We start from the raw sequence: 21,981 nt of genomic DNA on the forward strand, positions 1-21,981 counted from the left end.
CTGTCGGGCTCACAACCTGAGCATCGAGGCGGCGGCGGCAATCATTATGGACAATAATCCATCTGATCTCTACACTTGCAAATGGTACCTATCCATACCGACAGCTGAGTATTCAGGAAGCTGCCAGGCAGGCCGCTATATTAATGGCCAGGTATCATGTTATCGCGTCTTGACGGGGTGCTGGCATGGCCAGCTGAGATTGCACTGCAGAACCCGCGAACCTGATCCGGCTAGTACCGGCGTAGGGATTTAAGACCAGACCGATCTTCAGGCCGACATACCCGCGTACCTTTTGTACCGTGTGTAAAGAGCCTGAGATCTGTGACTCTCCGTCATACGCGACCCGAACTTACCCCAAAGGGACGCAACCATGACGACCACACCCAGATACCTGAGCGACGCAGCCAGCGTTGATACCGCCGCAATCAAGCCCTTGCCCCAATCACGGAAAGTGTACGTGCAAGGCAGCCGACCGGACCTGCTCGTGCCCATGCGGGAAATCACGGTCAGTGATACACCTACCGAGCTGGGCGGCGAGAAGAACGCGCCCGTGGTGGTATATGACACATCCGGGCCTTATTCCGATCCGGACGCGCAGATCGACCTGCGCCAGGGGCTTGCGCCGCTCCGGGACAACTGGATCGAGGAGCGTGGTGATACCGAGCGGCTGCCGGACTATACCTCGGAATTTACCCGCCGACGCATGCGAGACCCGCTCCTGGACCCTTTGCGCTTCCTCGACAAACGCAAGCCCCGTCGATCGAAGCCCGGGCACAATGTCAGCCAGATGCATTATGCGCGACGAGGCATAATTACCCCTGAAATGGAGTTCGTCGCCATTCGGGAAAATATGAAGCTTCAGGAAGCTCGGGCCCAGGGTCTTGTCGACAACCAGCACCCGGGTCAATCCCACGGCGCCTCGCTCCCTGCCGAGATCACCTCTGAATTCGTTCGGGAGGAAATTGCCCGGGGCCGGGCGATCATTCCCAACAACATAAATCACCCTGAGTCTGAGCCCATGATCATCGGGCGAAACTTCCTGGTGAAGATAAACGGCAATATCGGCAATTCAGCGGTCAGCTCGTCCATTGAGGAAGAGGTGGAAAAACTGACCTGGGGCATTCGCTGGGGCTCCGATACCGTTATGGACCTGTCGACGGGCAAGAACATCCATGAGACCCGTGAGTGGATCATCCGTAATTCTCCCGTTCCCATCGGGACGGTACCCATCTATCAGGCACTTGAAAAAGTCGGCGGCGTGGCTGAAGACCTGACCTGGGAGATATTCCGGGACACCCTGGTCGAACAGGCGGAGCAGGGCGTCGACTATTTTACCATCCATGCCGGGGTCAGGCTCCATCATGTGCCCATGACCGCCGAGCGCGTCACTGGCATCGTCTCCCGCGGCGGCTCCATCATGGCCAAGTGGTGTCTCGCCCACCATACCGAGAGCTTCCTCTATACCCATTTTGAGGACATCTGCGAATTGATGAAGCAGTATGACGTCGCCTTCAGTCTCGGCGACGGCCTGCGCCCCGGTTCCATTGCCGATGCCAATGATGCGGCCCAGTTCGGGGAGCTGGAAACCCTGGGGGAGCTGACCAAAATCGCCTGGCGGCACGATGTCCAGGTCATGATCGAGGGCCCGGGCCATGTGCCGATGCACCTGATCAAGGAGAACATGGACAAGCAGCTTGAGTGCTGCGACGAAGCGCCGTTCTATACCCTGGGACCGCTGATCACTGATATTGCGCCGGGTTACGATCACATCACGTCCGGTATCGGCGCCGCCATGATCGGCTGGTATGGCTGTGCCATGCTCTGCTATGTGACCCCCAAGGAGCACCTGGGGTTGCCCAATAAGGACGATGTCAAAACCGGCATCATTACGTACAAGATTGCCGCCCATGCAGCGGATTTGGCCAAGGGTCATCCTGGCGCCCAGATCCGTGACAATGCGCTTTCCAAGGCACGGTTCGAGTTCCGCTGGGAAGACCAGTTCAACCTCGGTCTGGACCCGGACACCGCAAGGGCTTTCCATGATGAGACGCTGCCCAAGGATTCGGCCAAAGTGGCGCACTTCTGTTCCATGTGCGGCCCCAAATTCTGTTCCATGCAGATTTCCCAGGAAGTGCGGGAATATGCCCGGGACAAGGGTATCGCCGATGCCGCGGCCATGGATGAGGGCATGAAGGAAAAATCTGAGCAGTTTCGGGCTTCCGGCGGCAAGCTGTACGACAAGGTCTAGGGATTCCGGGGCCGCTGCGCCGGGCCCTTAAAAAACCGGCAAGGGCGCTGGCGGCTCAAAATCCGACAATGAACTATCATAGCCGGAGTCAGGACTTGAAAGTTCCGGCTCCGGCCAGCTATTGTTCTGCTTCATATCAAAGAAGTAGGGCACCGATGTCTCAGTCCAGTTCTCCCCCGTTCCAGTTTACCCAGCAGGATGTGCAGGTTGAGCACCGGGAAACCGTGTTTGACGGCTTTTTCGGTATGGAAAAGCTGACGCTGCGCCATGCCCTGTTCGGTGGCGGATTGTCCCCGGCAATCACCCGGGAGTTATTCGTAAGAGGCGATGCCACCTGTGTTTTGCCTTATGACCCTGGCCGTGATGAGGTTGTGCTTCTGGAGCAGTTCCGGCCTGGTGCCCTGGGGCGCGACCAGTCACCCTGGCTGCTGGAGCTGGTGGCGGGCATGAACGAGGCGGGAGAGAGTCCGGAGGAGGTCGCCCATCGTGAAGCTGAAGAAGAGGCGGGACTGAGTTTCCGTAAGCTGGAACGGATCTGCGACTACCTGGTTTCACCCGGGGGCACCACGGAAATGGTTCACCTTTTCTGCGGTTGGGTAAGTACCGAGGCTGCGGGCGGTCTTTACGGGCTGGCCTCCGAGAACGAGGATATACGTGCCCACGTTTTCTCGGCCGACGAAGCGTTCGCCATGATGGCAGACGGCAAAGTGAACAATGCAGCCGGGCTGCTGGCACTGCAGTGGCTTCAGATAAACCGTGCCCGCCTGCGCTCAGAGTGGTCCTGACCATGTCTGAGTGGGTCATGAAACGTCGGCGCTATGTTCCCGACCTGAGACGGCTAGGGGCACTCTGCGAGGGTAACTACCACAGGCTCACACGCCTGCGGCGACTGGAATCGGACGGCCGCCTGGTGTCAGAGTTTGAACTTCACAGTGGCGAGCGCTACTTTGGCCGGGTCCGGATACAGGTGCTGCAGACCGCGCGCTTCACCGAGACACTGCTGCTGGAGCAGGTTCACAATGTGGGCAAGTGGCTCAACAACCCCCAACTGACGGTAAGGGTGTATCACGACGCGTCCATGGTCGAGGTTATCAGTTGCAATCGCGGTCGCCAGATAGCAGCGGTTAATGACTACCCCAATCGCTACATGCACCATCCGGACGAGAAGGTTCAGGTGAATGGTTTCCTGGCAGACTGGCTGGAGTTCTGCCTCCACTTCGGGCAGGTTCCCCTCGTGCTATCAAACTGGCCCCGGAACGGGGAAGTTGACGAGGTGGACGAAGGTTGAATGGTCGCTGCATCCATCCTGGGTCATAGTCCGTAATAAGATGGTTCGTAATCTCATGTATTAAAGCCGGAAATTGCACTCGGCGGTCTGCTCTATGAACAGGACTGTGATGAGGTTTCTGGAAACTAATGTCATTAGGCTCTAACCTCGACTCAGGCTTGGTTCCGATAGCAGACGATATGACCCCGAATGAGAACCCCGCGCCGTTCAAGGTGCTCCAGTTGACAGACCCCCACCTGATGGCCGACCCGGCGGGTGCGCTTCTGGGCGTCAACACCAGAGACAGTCTGGCGGCGGTGGTGGCCCAGGTTAAGCAGGACCATTTCGAGCCAGACCTTGTCCTCGCCACCGGTGATCTTGCCCAGGATGGCTCTGAGCTGGCCTACCGTGCGGTATCCGAGCAGCTGGCACGTTTTTCCTGTCCCTCTGTATGGCTTGCCGGCAACCACGATAGCCCAATCAACTTCAACAAGGCCATCGCAGGAACGGTGTCTGACCAGCGTCATCTTGTTGAGGGTGGCTGGCAAATCATTGCACTGAACTCTTCCGTTCCCGGCGAAGTCCATGGCGAGTTGGCCAATGATGAGCTGGCGTTCCTGGATGCCGCCCTGGCCAAGCACCCCGATTTGCCTGCGCTTGTGACGCTCCATCACCACCCGGTGGATATCGGCAGCGAGTGGATGCGCAACATCGGGCTTCACGACCGGGAAGCATTCTGGCAGGTAATTGACCGCTGGCCCCAGGTGAAGATCGTGCTTTGGGGCCATATCCACCAGGAGTTCGATGGCTATCGAGAGGGTGTCCGGCTGCTCGCCACGCCTTCTACCTGTATCCAGTTTGAAAAAGGCTCGCAGCAATTTTCGGTGGAGGAGAATGCGCCCGGCTATCGCTGGTTTAACCTGTACGCATCCGGGGCATATGAAACCGATGTCGCCCGGGCCCATGGCTTTACCTACGAACTCGATACCAACAGCACCGGCTACTGAGCTATTCGATTGGATCCGCGAAGGCCCGGCCTACTTTTGCACTGCTCTCGCCTCTGCTCGCTTTATTTCAACACCAGGCTGTTCATCTTTCCCGCTTTCGGTAAACTTCCCGGAAATGCCGGTCAAGGATAAAAGTAATGAGCGAAATTCCAGCGGATCTCAAATACATTGAAACCCATCAGTGGGTTCGGGTCGCAGACGATGGCACCGCCACTGTGGGAATTACCGACTTCGCGCAACAGCAACTTGGGGACGTGGTTTATATCGGTGTCCCGGACGTTGGGGTGACTGTAACCGGCGGCGAGGAAGCCGGTGTGGCCGAGTCGGTCAAGTCTGCCTCAGATGTGTTCAGTCCGGTATCCGGTGAGGTTGTGACTGTGAACGAATCCCTTGAGGATGAGCCTGAGAAGGTGAATGAGGATCCTTATGGTGATGGCTGGCTCTTTCGTGTTCAGCTTTCAGACCCCGGCGAGTTGGATGGGCTGATGGACCCGGAAGCCTATGCTGCTCATGTGGAATCTGAGGCCTGACTGGTTAATTCGCCAGCCCGCTTTCGCGCGGGCTGGCTCGTAAGTCCCGGTTTACAGCCGAATCGTGCCGTCTGGGGTTCCCAGCAGCGCGCCATCTGTTCGTTCAACAGGAAGTCTCTCCATGAAGTTTCCGGTCCTATACCTGCGCAAGGGCGCAGAGCGTCGTCTGCGGGCGGGTCATCTGTGGGTGTACAGCAACGAAGTGGACATGCATCGATCGCCCCTGACGCAATTTGAGGCAGGCGTTCAGGCTGAGCTGCGCTCGTCGGCGGACAAGCCACTGGGGACCGTGTTTGTGAATCCTCACGCCCTCATCTGCGGCCGGCTGATCAGTCGTGATCCAACTCAGGGCATGACACCGCAACGGCTGTCCCAGCGTCTGGAAACGGCGCTTTCGCTGCGGGACCGCCTGTTCCCCGAACCCTTCTATCGCTGGGTCTTTGGCGACAGCGACGGCCTGTCAGGGTTGGTGATCGATCGCTTTGGTGATGTGGTCGTGGTGCAGATATCCACCGCTGGCATGGAAACCATGAAGGAAGCAGTAGGTCGGGCCGTGTTGCGTCTGGTGCACCCCAAGGCCATTATTTTCAAGAATGACGGCAAAATGCGCAGTGTAGAAGGGCTTGCCAGCTATACCGAAACCTTTGAAGGGGCTGAGCCTGAGTTGCTGACTGTGCGCGAAAACGGGGCGGTGTTCGAGGTGCCTCTGTCAGAGGGACAGAAGACCGGGTGGTTCTATGACCATCGGGCCAACCGGCAGCGTCTGCAGGCCTATGCCCCCGGCAAGACGGTACTTGATGTGTTCAGTTATGTCGGAGGCTGGGGCATTCAGGCGGCAAAGGCGGGCGCCACCCAGGTCACCTGCCTCGACAGTTCGACGCAGGCGTTGGACTCGGTTCATCACAACGCGGCCCTTAACGGCCTCACCAATGTGGATACCCTTGAGGGTGATGCGTTTCTGGCGCTCAAGGCCCTGTGTGACGAAAAGCAGAAATTCGACATTGTGGTACTGGATCCCCCGGCCCTGATCCCCAGGCGCCGCGACCAGAAGGCTGGTGAGCAGGCCTATGCCCGTCTCAACCAGCTGGGTCTGCGCCTGCTCGAACGGGATGGACTGCTGGTCTCCGCTTCCTGTTCAATGCATCTGTCCCAGGACGCCCTCATCGACATCATCAGAAGCAGCGGTCGCAAGATTGATCGCTTCGTCCAACTGCTTGAGCAGGGCCACCAGGCACCGGATCATCCCATTGTCCCGGGCATTCCCGAAACTTCCTACATCAAATCCTGCTTTGTCCGGTCACTGACCGGCTTTCTCTGACGTTGGTGCAGGCGTTAATGGTTCTGGCTCTGGTAGGGCCGGGCCCTGCCCGTCGGCGTTCTGCAACCGGGCAATAAGGGTTTGAGTCATGGCCCGGGCCTGGGAGACCGCTTCGGGACTTGGAGCAGTGCGGGTTTCTCCCATTGATGCCAGCGTTGTTTCCAGGGCTGCCATGGAATCGAACAGACCTCCACTGGCATCGGGGGCGGACTCGTCTGATGCGGGCGACGCTGGCAGCCAGTCTGTCCTCAAGGCCTGAAGCTGCATCGCCATACGTTCAAAGTCTGTTTTGGCGAACATCGCGTGCCAGATGGACATGCCATTGCGGTCAACTCCGTCCGGATGGCTCTGCCATTCAGCCAGTGGGCGGTCGATCAGCACCGTCAGTGCTTCTGCCACTGCCTGTCGCTGACTGCTCGGCTCGCCCAGGCGCTCGCTCAAGGAATGCATCAGCTCAAGCCGGTTACTGTGCACACATAAAATGGACGCATCCCGGGGCAGGGCGTGGGCGATGAGGCGAAGCAGTTCTCTTCGGCGCGCACGGGCGTCCACCGTGTCTTCCTGGGCAACGGGTGCTGGTATGAAAAGCTCGGTGCGGTACTCGGGACGCTGGTCAATACCGCCCCAGAGCAGGGTCTCCAGCGGGTGGAAGCCCAGAGTAAGATAATAGAAATCGGTCGACTGGTGCTCCTGCTGAAGATAGCCGGGCGTCAAAGGTACCTCGGAATAGACTAGCCCACTACGGGGATAACCGGGCACCCGGTCCAGGTATCCGGGCAGCAGCGGGTAAGCATCGATGGGGTCCCGGTCGCCCTGGACATGGGGTGGGCGGAGATTGGCCAGCTGATACGCGACCATTAGCCCCGAATAGGTATGATGGGTACGGACCCAATGAGCGCGGGCCTGTTGAAGGGCGCCGGCGGCAGGCTCATCCAGAAAGCCGCCAATACTTTCCTGAAGCTGATCTATACTTTTGCAGACCTCCCCGGTGTGTTGGGTAACGGCTATCTGGACAGGTTCAGGCGCCTCGAACGGCAGGGGGTCCGTCAGCACCGGCCGGGGATCGGGCTCGTCTGAGCAGGCAGCCAGCAGACTAAGGGCTAACAGTGCCGGGACACAACGGAGCGAGGCAGGCATCGGCTCAGTCCCTCAAAGAAATTATGTCCCACCCCTCCTGGCTGGCAACTTCCGCCAGCATGGGGTCCGGATCGACCGCGACCGGATGGCTCACCTTTTTCAGCAAAGGCAGGTCGTTATGGGAATCGCTGTAGAACCACGCACCGTCAAGTGTCATATCCTGATGTCGCAGCCATTCGCCTAGCCGTGTCACCTTGCCTTCCTGGAAGCTCGGGGTGCCTGCCACCGAACCGGTATAGCGTCCGTTCACCATTTCCGGTTCGGTCGCAATCAGGTGGTCGATGCCAAGCAGCTCGGCCACTGGCTCGGTAACAAAGAGATTGGTGGCGGTAATAATCAGCAGGGTGTGGCCCTGACTCCGATGCTGGTCCAGCAAGGCTGTTGCCTTGGCCAGCATCATGGGCCGTATTTTTACGTCCACAAAATGTTTCCGCCAGAGCAGAAGCTGTTCAGGTTCGTGACGGGCCAGGGGCTCCAGTGCAAAGCTCAGGTAGCGGTGTATGTCGAGTTCGCCATCCAGGTACTCCCGGTAGAAACGGTCATTGGCCTGGCGGTAAACCTCGGCATCGACAATTCCCTCCTCTACCAGAAATTCGCCCCATGCATGGTCACTGTCACCTGCAAGAAGGGTGTTATCGAGGTCGAAAATGGCGAGGGTCAACAGAAGCTCCTTCTGAATTATTGGAGATGACGCTTATCGAATTCCGGGCATGACACGAGGCCCTTGTCTGCCGCCAATTCTAACATGCTGAAAAGATAACAGCTTCGTTTGCCGAAGGTTGGGCTTTCTGTAAGAATGAAGTCAACTTGGATTTTAGACCGACTTACTAAAACAGGACTGTGCCGTGATTGATTCAGACGGTTTCAGACCCAATGTCGGAATCATTCTTGTCAACCACAGGGGCGAAGTTCTCTGGGCGAGGCGGATAGGGCAGGACTCCTGGCAATTCCCTCAGGGTGGCATCAAATTCCATGAGTCACCGGAGGAGGCGCTGTACCGGGAACTGTCGGAAGAGGTTGGTTTGTGTGCAGGGGATGTGGAAATCATCAGCTGTACTCGTGGCTGGCTGAGATACCGCCTTCCTCGCCGGATGGTGCGTCATAACTCGCACCCGGTCTGTGTCGGGCAAAAACAGAAATGGTTCCTGCTGAGGATGCTTTCGCCGGACGAGCAGGTATGCGTCGACGGCACCGATTCACCAGAGTTCGACGGCTGGCAATGGGTGAGCTATTGGTATCCCCTGGGTCAGGTCGTATCGTTCAAACGGGAAGTGTACCGGCGTGCCCTGCGAGAACTGGCACCACGATTGTTCCGGACGATGGAGCAATGGCAGCGGACTGAGGCTGGAGCAACGCCAGTCCAGGGCCGGTACCGTTCACAGCCATAAGGAGTGTTCTGGCAGCTCAGCTGGCAGGGCCAGCGCTACGGCCTGATCAGAACTTCCCAACAATGACGGATTGAGCCGGCCATGCTGAGCACGCTGCGGAGTATCGTACAAGAAGTCAACAGTGCCAGGGACTTGCAGGAGGCGCTGGGTATTATCGTTACGCGAGTTCAGGCTGCCATGTCCACTGAAGTGTGCTCGGTGTACCTGTTGGATCCCGAAACCAACCGCTATATCCTGATGGCCACCGAGGGCCTCTATAAAAAGGCCGTGGGCAATGTAACCCTGGCCCACTCCGAAGGGCTCATCGGGCTTGTGGGTTCGCGCGAAGAACCCATTAATCTGGAAGACGCCCCTTCCCACCCCCGCTATCGCTATTTCCCTGAAACCGGTGAAGAGCGTTTCAGCTCGTTTCTGGGCGTGCCGATCATTCACCATCGTCGGGTACTGGGCGTGCTTGTGGTCCAGCAGCGTGAAAGTTCGCGCTGTTTCGATGAGGGTGAAGAGGCTTTTCTGGTCACGGTGTCGGCGCAACTGGCTGGGGTCATCGCCCACAGTGAAGCTACCGGCGCCATCAGCGGCCTGTCCCTGACCGGTCGTGAAGCCCGGGATATCAGCTTCAAGGGCGTGGCTGGCGCGCCCGGAGTCGCCATTGGCCAGAGTGTCGTGGTATATCCGCCGGCGGATCTGGACGCCGTGCCGGAAAAACAGACCGATGATATCGAACAAGAGCTTGCCAGGTTCAGCGGCGCGGTCACTGCTGTCCGGGAGGATATCGAGCGTGTGGCCGAGCGGCTGGCGCCGCAGTTACGGCCGGAAGAGCAGGCGCTTTTTGAGGTCTACCTGCGCATGCTGGACGACAACGCCCTCCCGGGCGAGGTGGTCAACCGCATACGGGCGGGCTACTGGGCCCAGGGCGCGCTCAAACAGGTGGTGCATCAGTACGTCCGTCACTTCGAGATGATGGGTGACCTGTACCTGCGGGAAAGGGCGGTGGATATACGGGACCTGGGTCGCCGGCTGCTGGCTCATCTGCAGGAGGGTGAGCCGAAGGAAGTGGTCTACCCGGAACGTACGGTCCTGATCAGTGAAGAGCTGACCCCCGCCATGCTGGGCGAGGTGCCACGGGGCCAGCTGGTTGGTCTGGTATCGGTTCGCGGCTCAGGTAACTCCCACGTTGCCATACTCGCCCGCGCCATGGGCGTGCCCACGGTCATGGGGATGGTGGATATACCGGTCAACCAGCTGGACGGAAAAGAGCTGGTGGTTGACGGCTTCGAAGGTCAGGTTTTTGCCTCGCCATCAGCGGAGCTGCGGGTTTACTACCAGGAGATCTGTGATGAGGAGGATGCGCTCTTCCGGGGGCTGGAAGAACTCAGGGACAAGCCCTGTGAAACCACCGACGGCCACCGGGTCTCGCTGCTGGTCAATACTGGCCTGATGACTGACGTGGTCCGCTCACTGAACCACGGTGCCGAGGGTATAGGCCTGTATCGCACTGAGGTGCCCTTCATGATCAAGGAGCGCTTCCCGTCCGAGCAGGAGCAGAGGGAATACTATCGGGAGCAGCTTGAAGCTTTCGCCCCCAGCCCGGTGACCATGCGGACCCTGGACATCGGCGGCGACAAGTCCCTGACCTATTTCCCGATCTCCGAAGAAAACCCGTTCCTGGGCTGGCGAGGCATCCGGGTCACATTGGACCATCCGGAAATCTTCCTGGTGCAGGTGCGTGCCATGCTGAAGGCCAGCGAAGGCCTGAACAACCTGCAGATCATGCTGCCGATGATCAGCAATATCTCGGAAGTGGAGGAGTCACTGCACCTGATCTATCGGGTCTATCACGAAGTTCGGGAGGAGGGTTTTAATATCCATATGCCCAAGGTGGGTGTCATGGTTGAAATTCCCGCAGCCGTTTATCAGGTCCGTGAACTGGCGGACCGGGTGGACTTTCTGTCAGTGGGCTCGAACGACCTTACCCAGTATCTGCTGGCGGTGGACCGGAACAATCCCCGGGTCGCCCAGCTTTACCATTCCTTTCACCCGGCCGTTTTGCAGGCACTGGTGCGCGTGGCTCACGATGCCCATGCTGTGGGCAAGCCGGTCAGCATCTGCGGCGAACTGGCAGGCGACCCGGGCGGTGCCGTGCTGCTCATGGCCATGGGGTACGACGCCCTGTCCATGAATGCGGCCAGTCTGCCCAAGGTCAAGTCGGTTATTCGCAGCATCAGCCGCGAATGGGCAGCCCAGCTGCTGGAGGATGTGCTGTTGCTGGACTCGCCCCATGTCATCAAGAGCTGTGTTGAGCTTGCGTTGCGAAGCGCCGGGTTCGGCCGCTACCTGCGGCCCGGCAGGAGCTCGGCAGACGCCCTCAGCCAGTCGTCCTGAGCCAGTGTTGTGATTCGGTTACCACGGGTAGTAAATCCGCATCCGGACGATGCGCTTCATTCCTAGGGTGTGTACTCTAGAATGCATTGCTAATTTGAAGCCAACGGCCATCCGATGGCTGTAATCAATAAAACGACGGTCAATCAATGACAGCAACACGCACAGACATCAAGCCCCGGCCCCGCATAGGCCTCGCCCTTGGCGGTGGCGGTCCGTTGGGCGGCATCTATGAAATCGGTGCAATGAGGGCGCTGGATGAGGCCCTCGAAGGCATCGATTTCAACGATCTCGATGTGTACGTGGGCGTTAACGCCGGGTCTTTTGTTGCCGCCAATCTTGCTAACCAGATGACCACCGCTCAACTGTGCCGGATCTTTGTCCGCAATGAAGCCGAGGTTCATCCTTTCCATCCGGAAGTCTTCTACCGTCCGGCACTGAAAGAACTTGGCAGCCGCTTGCTGGCTGTGCCGGGGCTGGTGACCAGTGCGATCAGCCGTTTTATCAATAATCCCTACGACCAGAGTCTGCTTGAGGCCCTGACCATTCTTGCCCAGGCTGCCCCGGCAGGCCTGTTTGATAATGATGGCCTGCATGAGTACCTCAAGCGAAGTTTCAGCATGCTGGGTCGAACCAATGATTTCCGCCAGCTCCGTCGCAGTCTCTACATTGTGGCGGCGGATGTGGAAAGCACCGAGGCGGTCTGTTTCGGGGCGCCCGGGTTCGACCATGTGCCTATTTCCCGGGCCATCCAGGCCAGTATGGCGTCACCCGGGCTGTATGTGCCTGTGGATATCGATGGCCGCTTTTACGTCGATGGTACCCTGAGGAAAGGCCTACACGCCTCGGTGGCCTTCGAGGACGGCGCCGACCTGGTACTGGCAGTCAACCCGCAGGTGCCGATTGATGCCAGCGAGGCGGTGCGGTCAGGCTCCATGGCGCCAGGCGCGCTGACCCGTTCCGGAATGCCGACGCTGCTGTCACAAACATTCCGGACCATGGTCTATTCGCGCATGAAGTCTGGTATTGCCCAATACGCCCGGGATTACCCGGAGAAAGACATCCTGCTGTTCGAGCCTACCCGGGACGACGCCAAACTCTTCTTTTCCAATGTATTCAGCTTCCAGTCCCGGCGAATGGTTTGCGAGCACGCCTATCAGATGACCCGCCGGGATCTGCTGGCCCGCGCTGATGAGCTTGAGCCAAGGCTGTTGAAATATGGCATCAAGTTGCGGCGGGACCGACTGGAGGATGAGCAACGCACCATCAGTACGAGTCTGTACGGTGAAATGCTCCCCCTTTACGTAGCAAAGGGGCGCAGGAAGAAGGCCCAGAAGGGTCGTCTGAGCACGGGCCTGAACAATGTGACTGGCCTGATCCAGAAGGCCCTGTAACGGCCGTCAGTCCCGGCTACCGCCCTGTTCCTCAAGCCGCCTGAGATAGTCCTGCCAGACCTGTTGCTGCCGATCACCCAGGTCACGAAGGTAATCCCAGGTGAATAGCCCCGAGTCATGCCCGTCACTGAAAGTAAGTTTGACCGCGTAATTGCCCACCATTTCCGCCCCCGTGATATCAACCTGGCGCTTGCCGGTCTGGAGTGTCCCGGGCCCCGTGCCGTGGCCCCGAACCTCGGCAGAGGGAGAGTAGACCCTTAGCAGTTCGAAGGGCAGCTCATGGCAGGAGCCATCAGCGTACTCAAGACGCAGAAGACGACTTTTTCTTCGCAGGCGGATATCAATGGGGCGTGTCGACTGAGTCATGGGTAACCTTGGTCGGAAAGCAGGAACAGAAGGCGCCTGGCGCCTTCTGACCCGGGTGCGTGTAGCCGGCTACAGGATGAACCGGCTCAGGTCTTCGTCTTCCGCAAGCTCACCCAGTTTCTCGTCCACATACTCAGCGGTGATTTCGAACTGCTCGGTAACCTTGTCACCGGCATCGAAGGACAGGGTTTCCAGCAGTCGTTCAAGCACCGTATGCAGGCGACGGGCGCCAATGTTTTCGGTGGTTTCGTTCACTTTCCAGGCCACCTCTGCAATTCGCTCGATAGCGCCCTCGGTGAAGGTCAGGGTCAACCCCTCCGTGCCCATCAAAGCTTCGTATTGCTGGACCAAAGAGGCATCGGGCTCGGTGAGGATGCGCTTGAACTGCTCGGTTGTGAGCGCCTGCAGTTCTACCCGGATGGGCAAGCGACCCTGCAGCTCGGGAATCAAGTCGGAAGGCTTGGAAAGGTGAAACGCGCCTGACGCGATGAACAGGATGTGGTCGGTCCGGACCATGCCAAACTTGGTGCTGACCGTGCTGCCTTCAATAAGGGGCAGCAGGTCACGCTGGACACCTTCCCGGGAGACATCCCCCCCTGACCCGGTTTCGGAACGCTTGGCCACCTTGTCGATCTCGTCGATAAACACGATACCGTTCTGTTCCACCGCCTCGATGGCCTTCTGCTTGATCTCTTCCTCATTGACCAGCTTCGCTGCTTCTTCATCCCTGGCCCTGATAAGGGCGTCGGACACCTTCATCTTGCGGGTCTTGCGCCGTTCCGATGACATGTTCGAGAACATGCTCTGGAGCTGGTTGGTCATCTCTTCCATGCCAGGAGGCGCCATGATCTCGACCCCGGAACCGGGATTCTTCAGGTCGATCTCTATTTCCTTGTCATCCAGCTGACCTTCCCGGAGCTTCTTGCGGAACAGCTGCCGGGTCGAGGAATCCTCAGGGGCCTTGCTGTCTTCGTCGAAGTTGCGGGCCGGGGGCAGAAGCGCATCGAGGATCCGGTCTTCAGCGGCATCCATGGCCTGGTTGCGGTGCCGTGCCATTTCCTTTTCACGCAGCAGTTTCACCGCCATATCAGCCAGATCACGGATAATGGATTCAACATCCCGACCGACATAGCCCACTTCGGTGAACTTGGTGGCCTCCACTTTCAGGAAGGGCGCATCGGCCAGCTTGGCGAGACGGCGGGCAATTTCAGTCTTGCCGACACCGGTGGGACCGATCATGAGGATATTCTTGGGCGTAATTTCGTCCCGCAGACTGATGTCCAGCTGCATCCTGCGCCAGCGGTTGCGCAGGGCAATGGCCACTGCGCGCTTGGCTTCGTCCTGTCCGACTATGTGCTTGTTGAGTTCATGGACAATTTCACGGGGAGTCATTGCAGGCATGGTTGCTCCGGTCAGTCGTTGGCAGACAGCACTTCGAGAGTACGGTTGTGGTTGGTGTAAATGCAGATGTCGGCGGCAATATCCAGGCCTTTCTCGACGATGTCTGCGGCGCCCATCTCAGTGTTCTCCAGCAGCGCTCTGGCGGCCGACTGGGCGAAGGGACCACCGGAACCTATGGCAATCAGGCCCTGTTCCGGTTCGATCACGTCACCATTGCCGGTAATGATAAGGGAGGCAGTCTTGTCCGCGACCGCAAGCAGGGCCTCAAGGCGCCGCAGGGCACGGTCGGTGCGCCAGTCTTTGGCCAGCTCAACGGCGGCCCGGGTCAGATTGCCCTGGTGCTTTTCCAGCTGGGCCTCGAAGCGCTCAAACAGGGTAAACGCATCGGCTGTGCCGCCAGCAAAACCTGCGATCACTTTATTGCCGTAAAGGCGGCGGACCTTGCGGGCGTTGCCCTTCATGACGGTGTTGCCGAGAGAAACCTGGCCGTCGCCACCCATGGCAACGGTGTCTCCGCGCCTTACCGAAAGAATCGTGGTCATGACTGCTCCATAAACCGGAGGATGAATTGATTCATCGGATATGGCGGCAACCGATAGCATTTCAAGGCCTGGGCCAACGATGGCCTGAGATCCCTGGTCATCGGCATGCCGTTGGCCTGGCGGTTGAAGAAGGCTTCAGACTACCCCTCTTTGTTGGGGATGCGGCGTACCAGTGGCTGGATGTTAATGCCCACAAGCTTGTCAATGGCCGCATTCATCTGGCTGCGGTTCTCGAAGGGGCCGACGTTGACCCGAAACCAGGTCGAACCATTATCGAGATCAATCCTGTCGACCTTGGCACGCAGTCCCTGGAAGGCGATTTCAGCCCTTTGCCGCTCAGCGTCCTGCTGGCTCCGGAAGGATCCGCTCTGGACCAGGTAGGTGAAATTCTGTTCGGTCGGGCCAGGGTTGTACTCTTCCACGTTCGGCGCAATGACCTCGGACTCTGGCAGCATGTCGTAGAACCGGAAACCGGGTTCTTCCTTGGCCGTTTGTGCCGGAGGCTGGATCTGCTGCTTTTCTGTCACCGTTTCGGTCCGGGTTTTCTGTCCAGGGTCGGGCATGGAGTTCAGGTAGGCGATAAAACCGATAAAACCGCCGACCGCAGCAAGGGAGACGATCCATTTCACCGACAGGCCTCCCCCCTGGCGACGGGCTGGGGCCGAAGCCCTGCCGCGTGACGCCGGCCGGCTGCCGGTATTTTTCCGGCTTGAGCCAGAAGTCTTTGTTGCCGGGCCTGAGGGCCGGTTTTTCTTGGCGTAATCACGAGGCATGACGTACAGCTATCCTGAGGGCTAACAGTTACATTTCTTCCGGTGCACCAACGGCCAGGATGCCCAGGCCGTTGGCTATGACCTGGCGCACGGCCAGGTAAAGGCTTATGCGGGCATCCCGGATCGCGGTGTCTTCGACCAGTACTTTATGGGCGTTGTAGTAGGTGTGGAATTGCCCGGCCAGTTCCCTCAGGTAATGGGTCACATGATGGGGCTCCCTGAGGCTTGCAGCGTTGCTGATCAGGTCCGGGTATTTCGCCAGCTGGTTGGCAATGTCTTTTTCCTCATCCAGGGTCAGCAGTGACAGGTCTCCTGCGCACTCGTTCAGACCCCGCTCCACGCCCAGTTCGCCGACCAGCTTGCGCAACACGCTGCAGATACGCGCATGGGCATACTGGACGTAGTAAACCGGGTTTTCATTGGTCTGGGAACGAGCCAGGTCGATATCAAAGGTCAACTGGGAGTCCACCCTTCGGGCCGCCAGGAAGAAGCGTGTGGCGTCCCGGCCAACTTCATCGATAAGGTCCCGCAGGGTGACATAACTGCCGGCACGCTTGGAGATTTTCACCTCCTGACCGGAGCGGGTCACCATGACCATCTGGTGCAGCACATAATCCGGCCAGCCCTGGGGAATGCCGGCATTCAGTGCCTGGAGGCCGGCCCGCACCCGGGTTATGGTGGAATGGTGGTCAGCCCCCTGCTCGTTGATGACGGTGCTGAAGCCACGCTGCCATTTATCCAGATGGTAGGCGACGTCCGGTAGGAAGTAAGTGTAACCGCCGTCCTGCTTGCGCATGACCCGGTCTTTGTCGTCGCCGAAGTCAGTCGTCTTGAGCCACAGCGCGCCGTCCTGTTCGTAGGTAAAGCCGTTTTCAACCAGGCGCTTCACCGCGGCTTCAACTTTTCCGTCCTGGTACAGCGACGATTCCAGGAAGTAAACGTCGAACTCGACACCGAATGCTTTCAGGTCCAGGTCCTGTTCACGGCGCAGGTAAGCCACCGCGAATTCCTGAATGGCTGCCAGGTCGTCCGGGTCGGTCTTGCCCGTAACCTCGCGGTCGTCCGCCACCACCATTTCACCGTTCAGGTAGGCGTCGGCCAGGTCTGCAATGTACTCGCCACGATAACCATCGGCGGGCCAGTCAGCATGATCTGGTGTCAGTCCTTTTATTCTCGCCTGGGCAGAGAGCGCAAGGTTCCTGATCTGCACTCCGGCGTCGTTGTAGTAGAACTCGCGGGTGACCCGGTAGCCGTTGGCCTCCAATAGCCGCGACAGACAATCACCAATGGCAGCGCCCCGGCCATGTCCGACATGGAGCGGGCCGGTGGGGTTGGCCGAGACGAACTCCACCTGAACCGCAGCACCCTGACCGCTGGCATTGCGGCCGAACTCGGCTCCCTCCTTCAAAATGTCTTCCACGATGGAAAAGGCACTGGCTGTGCTCATGAAAAAATTGATGAACCCGGGGCCGGCGATCTCAACCCGCTCCACAGCCGGGCTGGCGGGCAGGTGTTCTATCAGGGCCTGGGCAAGCTGCCGGGGCGGGCAGCCGGCAGATTTGGCCGCGATCAGAGCGATGTTCGAGGCGTAGTCGCCATGGGCCTTGTCCTTGGTGTTGCCCACCGCTGGGGAAAAGGTAGCGCCTTCGGGCAGGATACCCTCGGCGGCCAGGGAGGCCAGCGCGGACTCAAGAAGTTGGGTAACGGTCTCTTTCATGCTGTCAGGCGACTCGATTCGTAGGAAGTTGGAGGCTCGGGTGCCCCGGGCATTTTACAAGGGGCGCTATTATCGCGGAAAGGGCAGGGGGACTCAATGAGCACGCCCCGGCGGCGCCCAATCGGGACTCAGCTTGTCTCGACGGGGTCGACGTCTACCTGCCACCGTAGGGACTTGCTCTGGCGCTGGCTGTCGAGGGACTCACACAGTTGCCCGAGCGCTCTGTTCAGGCGGCTCCGGCTGTGGCAGACCAGGACCAGTTGAGCCCGGTGACGGTCTGCTCTCCTGGCCATCACCGCTGGCAGCGGCCCCCAGACCTCAATGGCCGGTTCGGTGACCTGGGTCTTTGCGGCATCGAGAAAGGCCAGGCTGTCAGCCATGGACGGAGCCTCGGCCCGGACCATCGCCATGGCGCGAAACGGCGGGAAAAGACTGGCCTCCCGCTCCTGCAAAAGCTGGTCGGCAAGAGGCAGGTAGTTGCCTTTGCTCATACTCGACATCATCGGGTGGTCGCTGTGGCAGGTCTGGATCAGTACCCGGCCAGGAACAACACCCCGTCCGGCGCGGCCGCTGACCTGGAGCAGCGTCTGGATCATCTGTTCCGGTGCCCGGAAGTCAACACTGAACAACCCTCCGTCCGCGTTGACTACGACCACCAGCGTGACGTTTGGAAAGTCATGGCCTTTGGCCAGCATCTGGGTACCTACCAGAATGCAGGGTTCACCACTGGCCACTTTGTTGATGATCGCCTGGATGCTGCCCTTGCGCTGGGTACTGTCGCGGTCGACCCTGACCACAGGCGTTTCCGGAAAAGCCTGGCCCAGTACGTCTTCTGTCCGCTCGGTACCCTGTCCGACAGGCTTGAATGCCTCGCTCTTGCATTTCGGGCACTGGTCTGTGGCGGCAGCCTGGAAGTCGCAGTGATGACACCGCATGGCCCGGTCCCGACGGTGATAGGTGAGGCGAGTATCACAACGGGGGCATTCGATCATGTGGCCGCAGTCAAAGCACATCATGACCGGCGCATAGCCACGACGGTTGACGAATACCAGCGCCTGTTTACCTGCTGCCAGGCAATCCCTTATGGCCTGAATCGCAGGCGTCGACAGTCCGCCCTCCAGTGGCCGGCTGCGGACATCCAGTAGCCGGATTTCTGGAGGTACCGCTGAGCCTGCGCGCTCCTCCAGTCTGATCAAGCTGTACTTGCCCGTTCGGGCATTATGCAGGGACTCGAGGGAGGGCGTTGCAGACCCCAGGACAACCGGGCATTGGTTAAGGCTGGCCCGATAGACGGCAAGGTCGCGGCCTGAATAGCGAAAGCCTTCCCCCTGCTTGTAGGAGCTGTCGTGCTCCTCGTCCACCACAATCGTTGCCAGGTTAGTGAAAGGAAGCATCACCGCGGAGCGGGTACCGATCACCAGTACTGGTTCGCCCTGGCGTACTCGCAGCCAGGTGTCCAGGCGTTCGCTGTCGTTGAGGGATGAATGCCAGACAGCAATACGGTTGCCCAGATAGGTGCGAAACCGGGCAACGGTCTGGGGGGTCAGGTTAATCTCAGGCACCAGCACCAGGGCCTGCTGCTTATCCTGAAGGTGGTTCTTGAGGTAGTGGAGGTAGATCTCGGTTTTGCCTGAACCGGTAATGCCGTAAAGCAATGCCGCTGAAAAGCCCTGCTCCGGGGTCGGTATCTCCTTGAGCGCGATGAGCTGGGCCGGGGAAAGCGGAGGCAGTGTTTTCAGTTCATCGGCTTTCCGGGGCGCCATTCGGTCCTGGCTGGTTTCCTCTATCAGGCCCTTGTCCCGGAGTCCGTTGAGCTGGGCACGGGTAAACCCGGCGGCGATAATTTCCGCGCTTGAATGTGCACCAGCATGGCTCTGCAGCCAGTTCAGCAGTGAGCGCTGGCGCCTGGCGTTGGGGGACAGTTCTGCCTGACCCCGGGGGTTTGCCTGCCACCAGCTTTCCTGACGCCTCTGCGCCGGGCGGCCCCGCCGCAGTGCTGGCGGCAGGGCCATGAACAGGCATTCTCCCAGCGGATGCTGATAATAGGTCGCCGCCCAGGTCAGCAGCTGCAGTGTTTCCGGTGGTAGCGCAGGCCAGTCCTCGAGCGCGGCAGTTATTGGCTTGAGCGTGATCTGGTCCGGCGCTTGCGCATCAGGCTGCACCACCAGTCCGGTCAATATCTGGCGGCCAAAGGGGACCTGGACCCTTTGCCCAGCCTGCAGCTTCAGGTGGGCGGGGACCTGGTAGTCAAACAGGCGGCGGATCGGCCGGGCCAGGGCAATGCGTGCGGATCGGCTCAAGGACTACTCCGTATTAGAATGCTGCGTCAGGGTACTGGAAAATGCGGATCCGGGGCAGGCTTTGGCGCTTGCGAACCACGCATTTTGCACGTAAGATTCGCGGTCTGATTACGGCAGGGCAGATTGTGCCCCGTCTTTCCAATTGATTCAAACGATGCGGTGCCTGACAGTTCGCCTGAAAATATCCAGGCCATGATCGGGTAGCGGCATGACCGACAGAGGTTATCCCCATGAAAGAAGGTATTCATCCCAAGTACCAGGAAATCACTGCTAACTGTAGCTGTGGTAATGTGATCAAGACCCGCTCCACCGTTGGCCATGACCTGCAGCTGGACGTGTGTTCACAGTGTCACCCGTTTTATACCGGCAAGCAGAAAGTGATGGATACCGGTGGCCGGATCGACCGGTTCCAGAAGCGCTTCGGTGGCCGTATCGCAGGCAAGAAGCCCGAGTAACACCGTTATTCTCAGAGTACCTGGAACTGTTAAAAACGCGCCCCCGAGGCGCGTTTTTTTATGCGCCATTGGAAGGAGATGTGGTACCGGGGCTGATTACCGGATACACAGTAGCTCTTGTTTGGATCAGACCTTCAAGCCATAATGTCGCGCTCCCGCTGGCCCAGCCGCCAGCGAGTGCTGCGAATACCACGAGCGTTCATTACGCATGCCTCGTAGATTTTGCAGAGAGCGAATGAATCGAACGTTTGAAATTTCAAAAGGTTCGAAAGCATAAGCATCACCAGTATCGAGAGAACAGCGCTGACACAAGCTCTGGAAGGCTGCCCGATCCCGGTTCAGATGCAACCGTCGGGCATATAAGTCAGCGACAACGTATCTCCGTCCTTTTAACGTGACAAACGGAACAGTGGCAATGTCTCAAGATCTGAAAGCAGCAGCCCTTGAATATCACGCCAAGCCGCGGCCTGGTAAGCTGAGTGTGGAAATCACCAAGCCCACTCAGACCTCCCGCGACCTTTCCCTGGCGTACAGTCCCGGGGTTGCAGAACCGGTCCGCGAGATCGCAAAAGACCCTGAAAACGCCTACAAATACACCGGTAAAGGCAATCTTGTAGCCGTGATTTCCGATGGCACGGCGATACTGGGCCTGGGCAACCTTGGCCCGCTGGCCAGCAAGCCGGTCATGGAAGGCAAAGGGGTGCTGTTCAAGCGCTTTGCCGGTATCGACGTTTTCGATATTGAGGTGAATTCCGAGAGTCCACAGGCGTTTATTGAAACGGTTGAGCGCATCGCCGATACCTTTGGTGGCATTAACCTGGAAGATATAAAGGCACCTGAGTGCTTCGAGATTGAGCGAGCGCTCATTGAAAAGTGCAACGTGCCCGTTTTTCACGATGACCAGCATGGTACCGCTATTGTTACCGCTGCGGGTATGCTGAATGCCCTGGAGCTTCAGGGCAAAAAAGTGGAAGACGCGAAAGTTGTATGCCTGGGTGCCGGTGCTGCCGCAATCGCCTGCATGAAGCTGTTGATCAGTTGTGGTATCCGCTCTGAAAACATCTACATGCTCGATCGCAAGGGCGTTATCCACGCGGGTCGTGATGACCTGAACCAGTACAAGGCCATGTTTGCCAACGAAACTGACAAGCGCACTCTGGAAGATGCGATTGACGGCGCCGATGTGTTTCTTGGATTGTCCGGTCCTGACCTCTTTCCGGTCGAATGCCTGAAACTGATGGCACCCAATCCCATCGTTTTTGCCTGCTCCAATCCCGACCCTGAAATCAGCCCTGAAGTGGCACTGGCAGCCCGTGATGACATCATTATGGCAACCGGTCGCTCAGATTACCCGAACCAGGTTAACAATGTTCTGGGCTTTCCTTTCATCTTCCGTGGCGCACTGGATGTCCGTGCCACCGCTATTAACGAAGAGATGAAAGTGGCTGCGGTCAACGCCATCCGTGAGCTGGCGAAAATGCCGGTGCCACAGGAAATTTGTGAAGCCTATGGTGTAGGGTCATTCGAGTTCGGCCGTGAATACATCATTCCCAAGCCCATGGATGTCCGTCTACTGGAAGTGGTGCCCGCGGCGGTTGCGCGCGCTGCGGTAGACTCCGGCGTGGCGCGTAAAGGCTACCCTGAGCACTACCCTTTGAAGTCTCTGGAAGACATCAAGTAAGTAGCTGTCAGAAAGTAAAAAACCGGCACTGAGTGCCGGTTTTTTTATGGCTGCCCGGGGGAGAGGGCAGCCTGTAAT

At 58.7% G+C, this 21,981-nt stretch carries 19 protein-coding genes and 1 riboswitch; of the genes, 11 read left to right on the forward strand and 8 right to left on the reverse strand.

Annotated features, from left to right (window positions below; translation table 11 throughout):
• Nucleotides 1–163 precede the first annotated feature (163 nt).
• Nucleotides 164–266, forward strand: a riboswitch (TPP riboswitch).
• Between the two features lie 104 nt (nucleotides 267–370).
• The 6 genes from thiC to G7W63_RS13390 all read left to right on the forward strand — a co-directional run bounded on the left by thiC (nucleotide 371) and on the right by G7W63_RS13390 (nucleotide 6,370).
• Entirely contained in the window at nucleotides 371–2,248 is a 1,878-nt protein-coding gene (gene thiC / locus G7W63_RS13365; RefSeq protein WP_166258933.1) for a phosphomethylpyrimidine synthase ThiC, read from the forward strand.
• A gap of 155 nt (nucleotides 2,249–2,403) precedes the next feature.
• Entirely contained in the window at nucleotides 2,404–3,033 is a 630-nt protein-coding gene (locus G7W63_RS13370) for an NUDIX domain-containing protein (protein ID WP_166258936.1), read from the forward strand.
• Nucleotides 3,034–3,035: 2 nt separating this feature from the next.
• A complete protein-coding gene (locus G7W63_RS13375) occupies nucleotides 3,036–3,536 on the forward strand; it encodes a DUF1249 domain-containing protein (protein WP_166258939.1) in 501 nt (166 codons plus the stop codon).
• A 179-nt stretch (nucleotides 3,537–3,715) separates the two neighbouring features.
• On the forward strand, nucleotides 3,716–4,522 hold the full coding sequence (gene cpdA, locus G7W63_RS13380; RefSeq protein WP_166258942.1) for a 3',5'-cyclic-AMP phosphodiesterase: 807 nt from the start codon (nucleotides 3,716–3,718) through the stop codon (nucleotides 4,520–4,522).
• Between the two features lie 137 nt (nucleotides 4,523–4,659).
• Nucleotides 4,660–5,052, forward strand: a complete 393-nt coding sequence (gcvH, locus tag G7W63_RS13385) for a glycine cleavage system protein GcvH (protein ID WP_166258945.1) — start codon at nucleotides 4,660–4,662, stop codon at nucleotides 5,050–5,052.
• Between the two features lie 121 nt (nucleotides 5,053–5,173).
• Nucleotides 5,174–6,370 (forward strand): class I SAM-dependent rRNA methyltransferase, encoded by a 1,197-nt coding sequence (locus G7W63_RS13390; RefSeq protein ID WP_166258948.1) that lies wholly within the window; start codon nucleotides 5,174–5,176, stop codon nucleotides 6,368–6,370.
• Here the strand turns inward: G7W63_RS13390 and G7W63_RS13395 are convergent.
• Complete coding sequence (locus G7W63_RS13395) at nucleotides 6,350–7,507, reverse strand: imelysin family protein (protein ID WP_166258951.1); 1,158 nt, start codon at nucleotides 7,505–7,507, stop codon at nucleotides 6,350–6,352. The genes G7W63_RS13390 and G7W63_RS13395 overlap by 21 nt on opposite strands.
• A 4-nt stretch (nucleotides 7,508–7,511) precedes the next feature.
• Nucleotides 7,512–8,168, reverse strand: coding sequence for a histidinol-phosphatase (locus G7W63_RS13400; protein WP_166258954.1), 657 nt, complete (start codon nucleotides 8,166–8,168; stop codon nucleotides 7,512–7,514).
• Between the two features lie 184 nt (nucleotides 8,169–8,352).
• Between G7W63_RS13400 and G7W63_RS13405 the strand changes: the two genes are divergently transcribed.
• The 3 genes from G7W63_RS13405 to G7W63_RS13415 all read left to right on the forward strand — a co-directional run bounded on the left by G7W63_RS13405 (nucleotide 8,353) and on the right by G7W63_RS13415 (nucleotide 12,668).
• Nucleotides 8,353–8,895: an RNA pyrophosphohydrolase gene (locus G7W63_RS13405; protein ID WP_166258957.1), complete on the forward strand. Its 543-nt coding sequence runs from the start codon at nucleotides 8,353–8,355 to the stop codon at nucleotides 8,893–8,895.
• 81 nt (nucleotides 8,896–8,976) lie between these two features.
• Complete coding sequence (gene ptsP, locus G7W63_RS13410; RefSeq protein WP_166258960.1) at nucleotides 8,977–11,277, forward strand: phosphoenolpyruvate--protein phosphotransferase; 2,301 nt, start codon at nucleotides 8,977–8,979, stop codon at nucleotides 11,275–11,277.
• Nucleotides 11,278–11,423: 146 nt separating this feature from the next.
• Nucleotides 11,424–12,668, forward strand: coding sequence for a patatin-like phospholipase family protein (locus tag G7W63_RS13415; protein WP_166258964.1), 1,245 nt, complete (start codon nucleotides 11,424–11,426; stop codon nucleotides 12,666–12,668).
• A gap of 6 nt (nucleotides 12,669–12,674) precedes the next feature.
• Here G7W63_RS13415 and G7W63_RS13420 read toward each other — a convergent pair whose 3' ends face one another.
• The 6 genes from G7W63_RS13420 to G7W63_RS13445 form a co-directional block, all read right to left on the reverse strand.
• Nucleotides 12,675–13,034: a gamma-butyrobetaine hydroxylase family protein gene (locus G7W63_RS13420; RefSeq protein ID WP_166258967.1), complete on the reverse strand. Its 360-nt coding sequence runs from the start codon at nucleotides 13,032–13,034 to the stop codon at nucleotides 12,675–12,677.
• Nucleotides 13,035–13,103: 69 nt separating this feature from the next.
• Complete coding sequence (gene hslU, locus G7W63_RS13425) at nucleotides 13,104–14,435, reverse strand: HslU--HslV peptidase ATPase subunit (protein WP_166258970.1); 1,332 nt, start codon at nucleotides 14,433–14,435, stop codon at nucleotides 13,104–13,106.
• Between the two features lie 11 nt (nucleotides 14,436–14,446).
• Nucleotides 14,447–14,977 carry an ATP-dependent protease subunit HslV gene (hslV, locus tag G7W63_RS13430; RefSeq protein ID WP_166258973.1) on the reverse strand — a complete coding sequence of 177 codons (531 nt, stop codon included), beginning with the start codon at nucleotides 14,975–14,977 and terminating at the stop codon, nucleotides 14,447–14,449.
• A gap of 140 nt (nucleotides 14,978–15,117) precedes the next feature.
• Nucleotides 15,118–15,606 (reverse strand): SPOR domain-containing protein, encoded by a 489-nt coding sequence (locus G7W63_RS13435; protein ID WP_341273686.1) that lies wholly within the window; start codon nucleotides 15,604–15,606, stop codon nucleotides 15,118–15,120.
• 172 nt (nucleotides 15,607–15,778) lie between these two features.
• Nucleotides 15,779–17,467 carry an arginine--tRNA ligase gene (gene argS / locus G7W63_RS13440; RefSeq protein WP_166258979.1) on the reverse strand — a complete coding sequence of 563 codons (1,689 nt, stop codon included), beginning with the start codon at nucleotides 17,465–17,467 and terminating at the stop codon, nucleotides 15,779–15,781.
• Between the two features lie 128 nt (nucleotides 17,468–17,595).
• Nucleotides 17,596–19,767 carry a primosomal protein N' gene (locus G7W63_RS13445; RefSeq protein ID WP_166258982.1) on the reverse strand — a complete coding sequence of 724 codons (2,172 nt, stop codon included), beginning with the start codon at nucleotides 19,765–19,767 and terminating at the stop codon, nucleotides 17,596–17,598.
• A 230-nt stretch (nucleotides 19,768–19,997) separates the two neighbouring features.
• Here G7W63_RS13445 and rpmE point away from each other — a divergent pair, with 230 nt between their 5' ends.
• Together rpmE and G7W63_RS13455 are read left to right on the forward strand one after the other, a co-directional pair.
• Complete coding sequence (gene rpmE, locus G7W63_RS13450) at nucleotides 19,998–20,222, forward strand: 50S ribosomal protein L31 (protein WP_166258985.1); 225 nt, start codon at nucleotides 19,998–20,000, stop codon at nucleotides 20,220–20,222.
• Between the two features lie 415 nt (nucleotides 20,223–20,637).
• A complete protein-coding gene (locus tag G7W63_RS13455; protein WP_166258988.1) occupies nucleotides 20,638–21,903 on the forward strand; it encodes a malic enzyme-like NAD(P)-binding protein in 1,266 nt (421 codons plus the stop codon).
• Nucleotides 21,904–21,981 lie beyond the last annotated feature (78 nt).

The organism is Marinobacter salicampi (assembly GCF_011074795.1).
Classification (GTDB): Bacteria; Pseudomonadota; Gammaproteobacteria; order Pseudomonadales; family Oleiphilaceae; genus Marinobacter; species Marinobacter salicampi.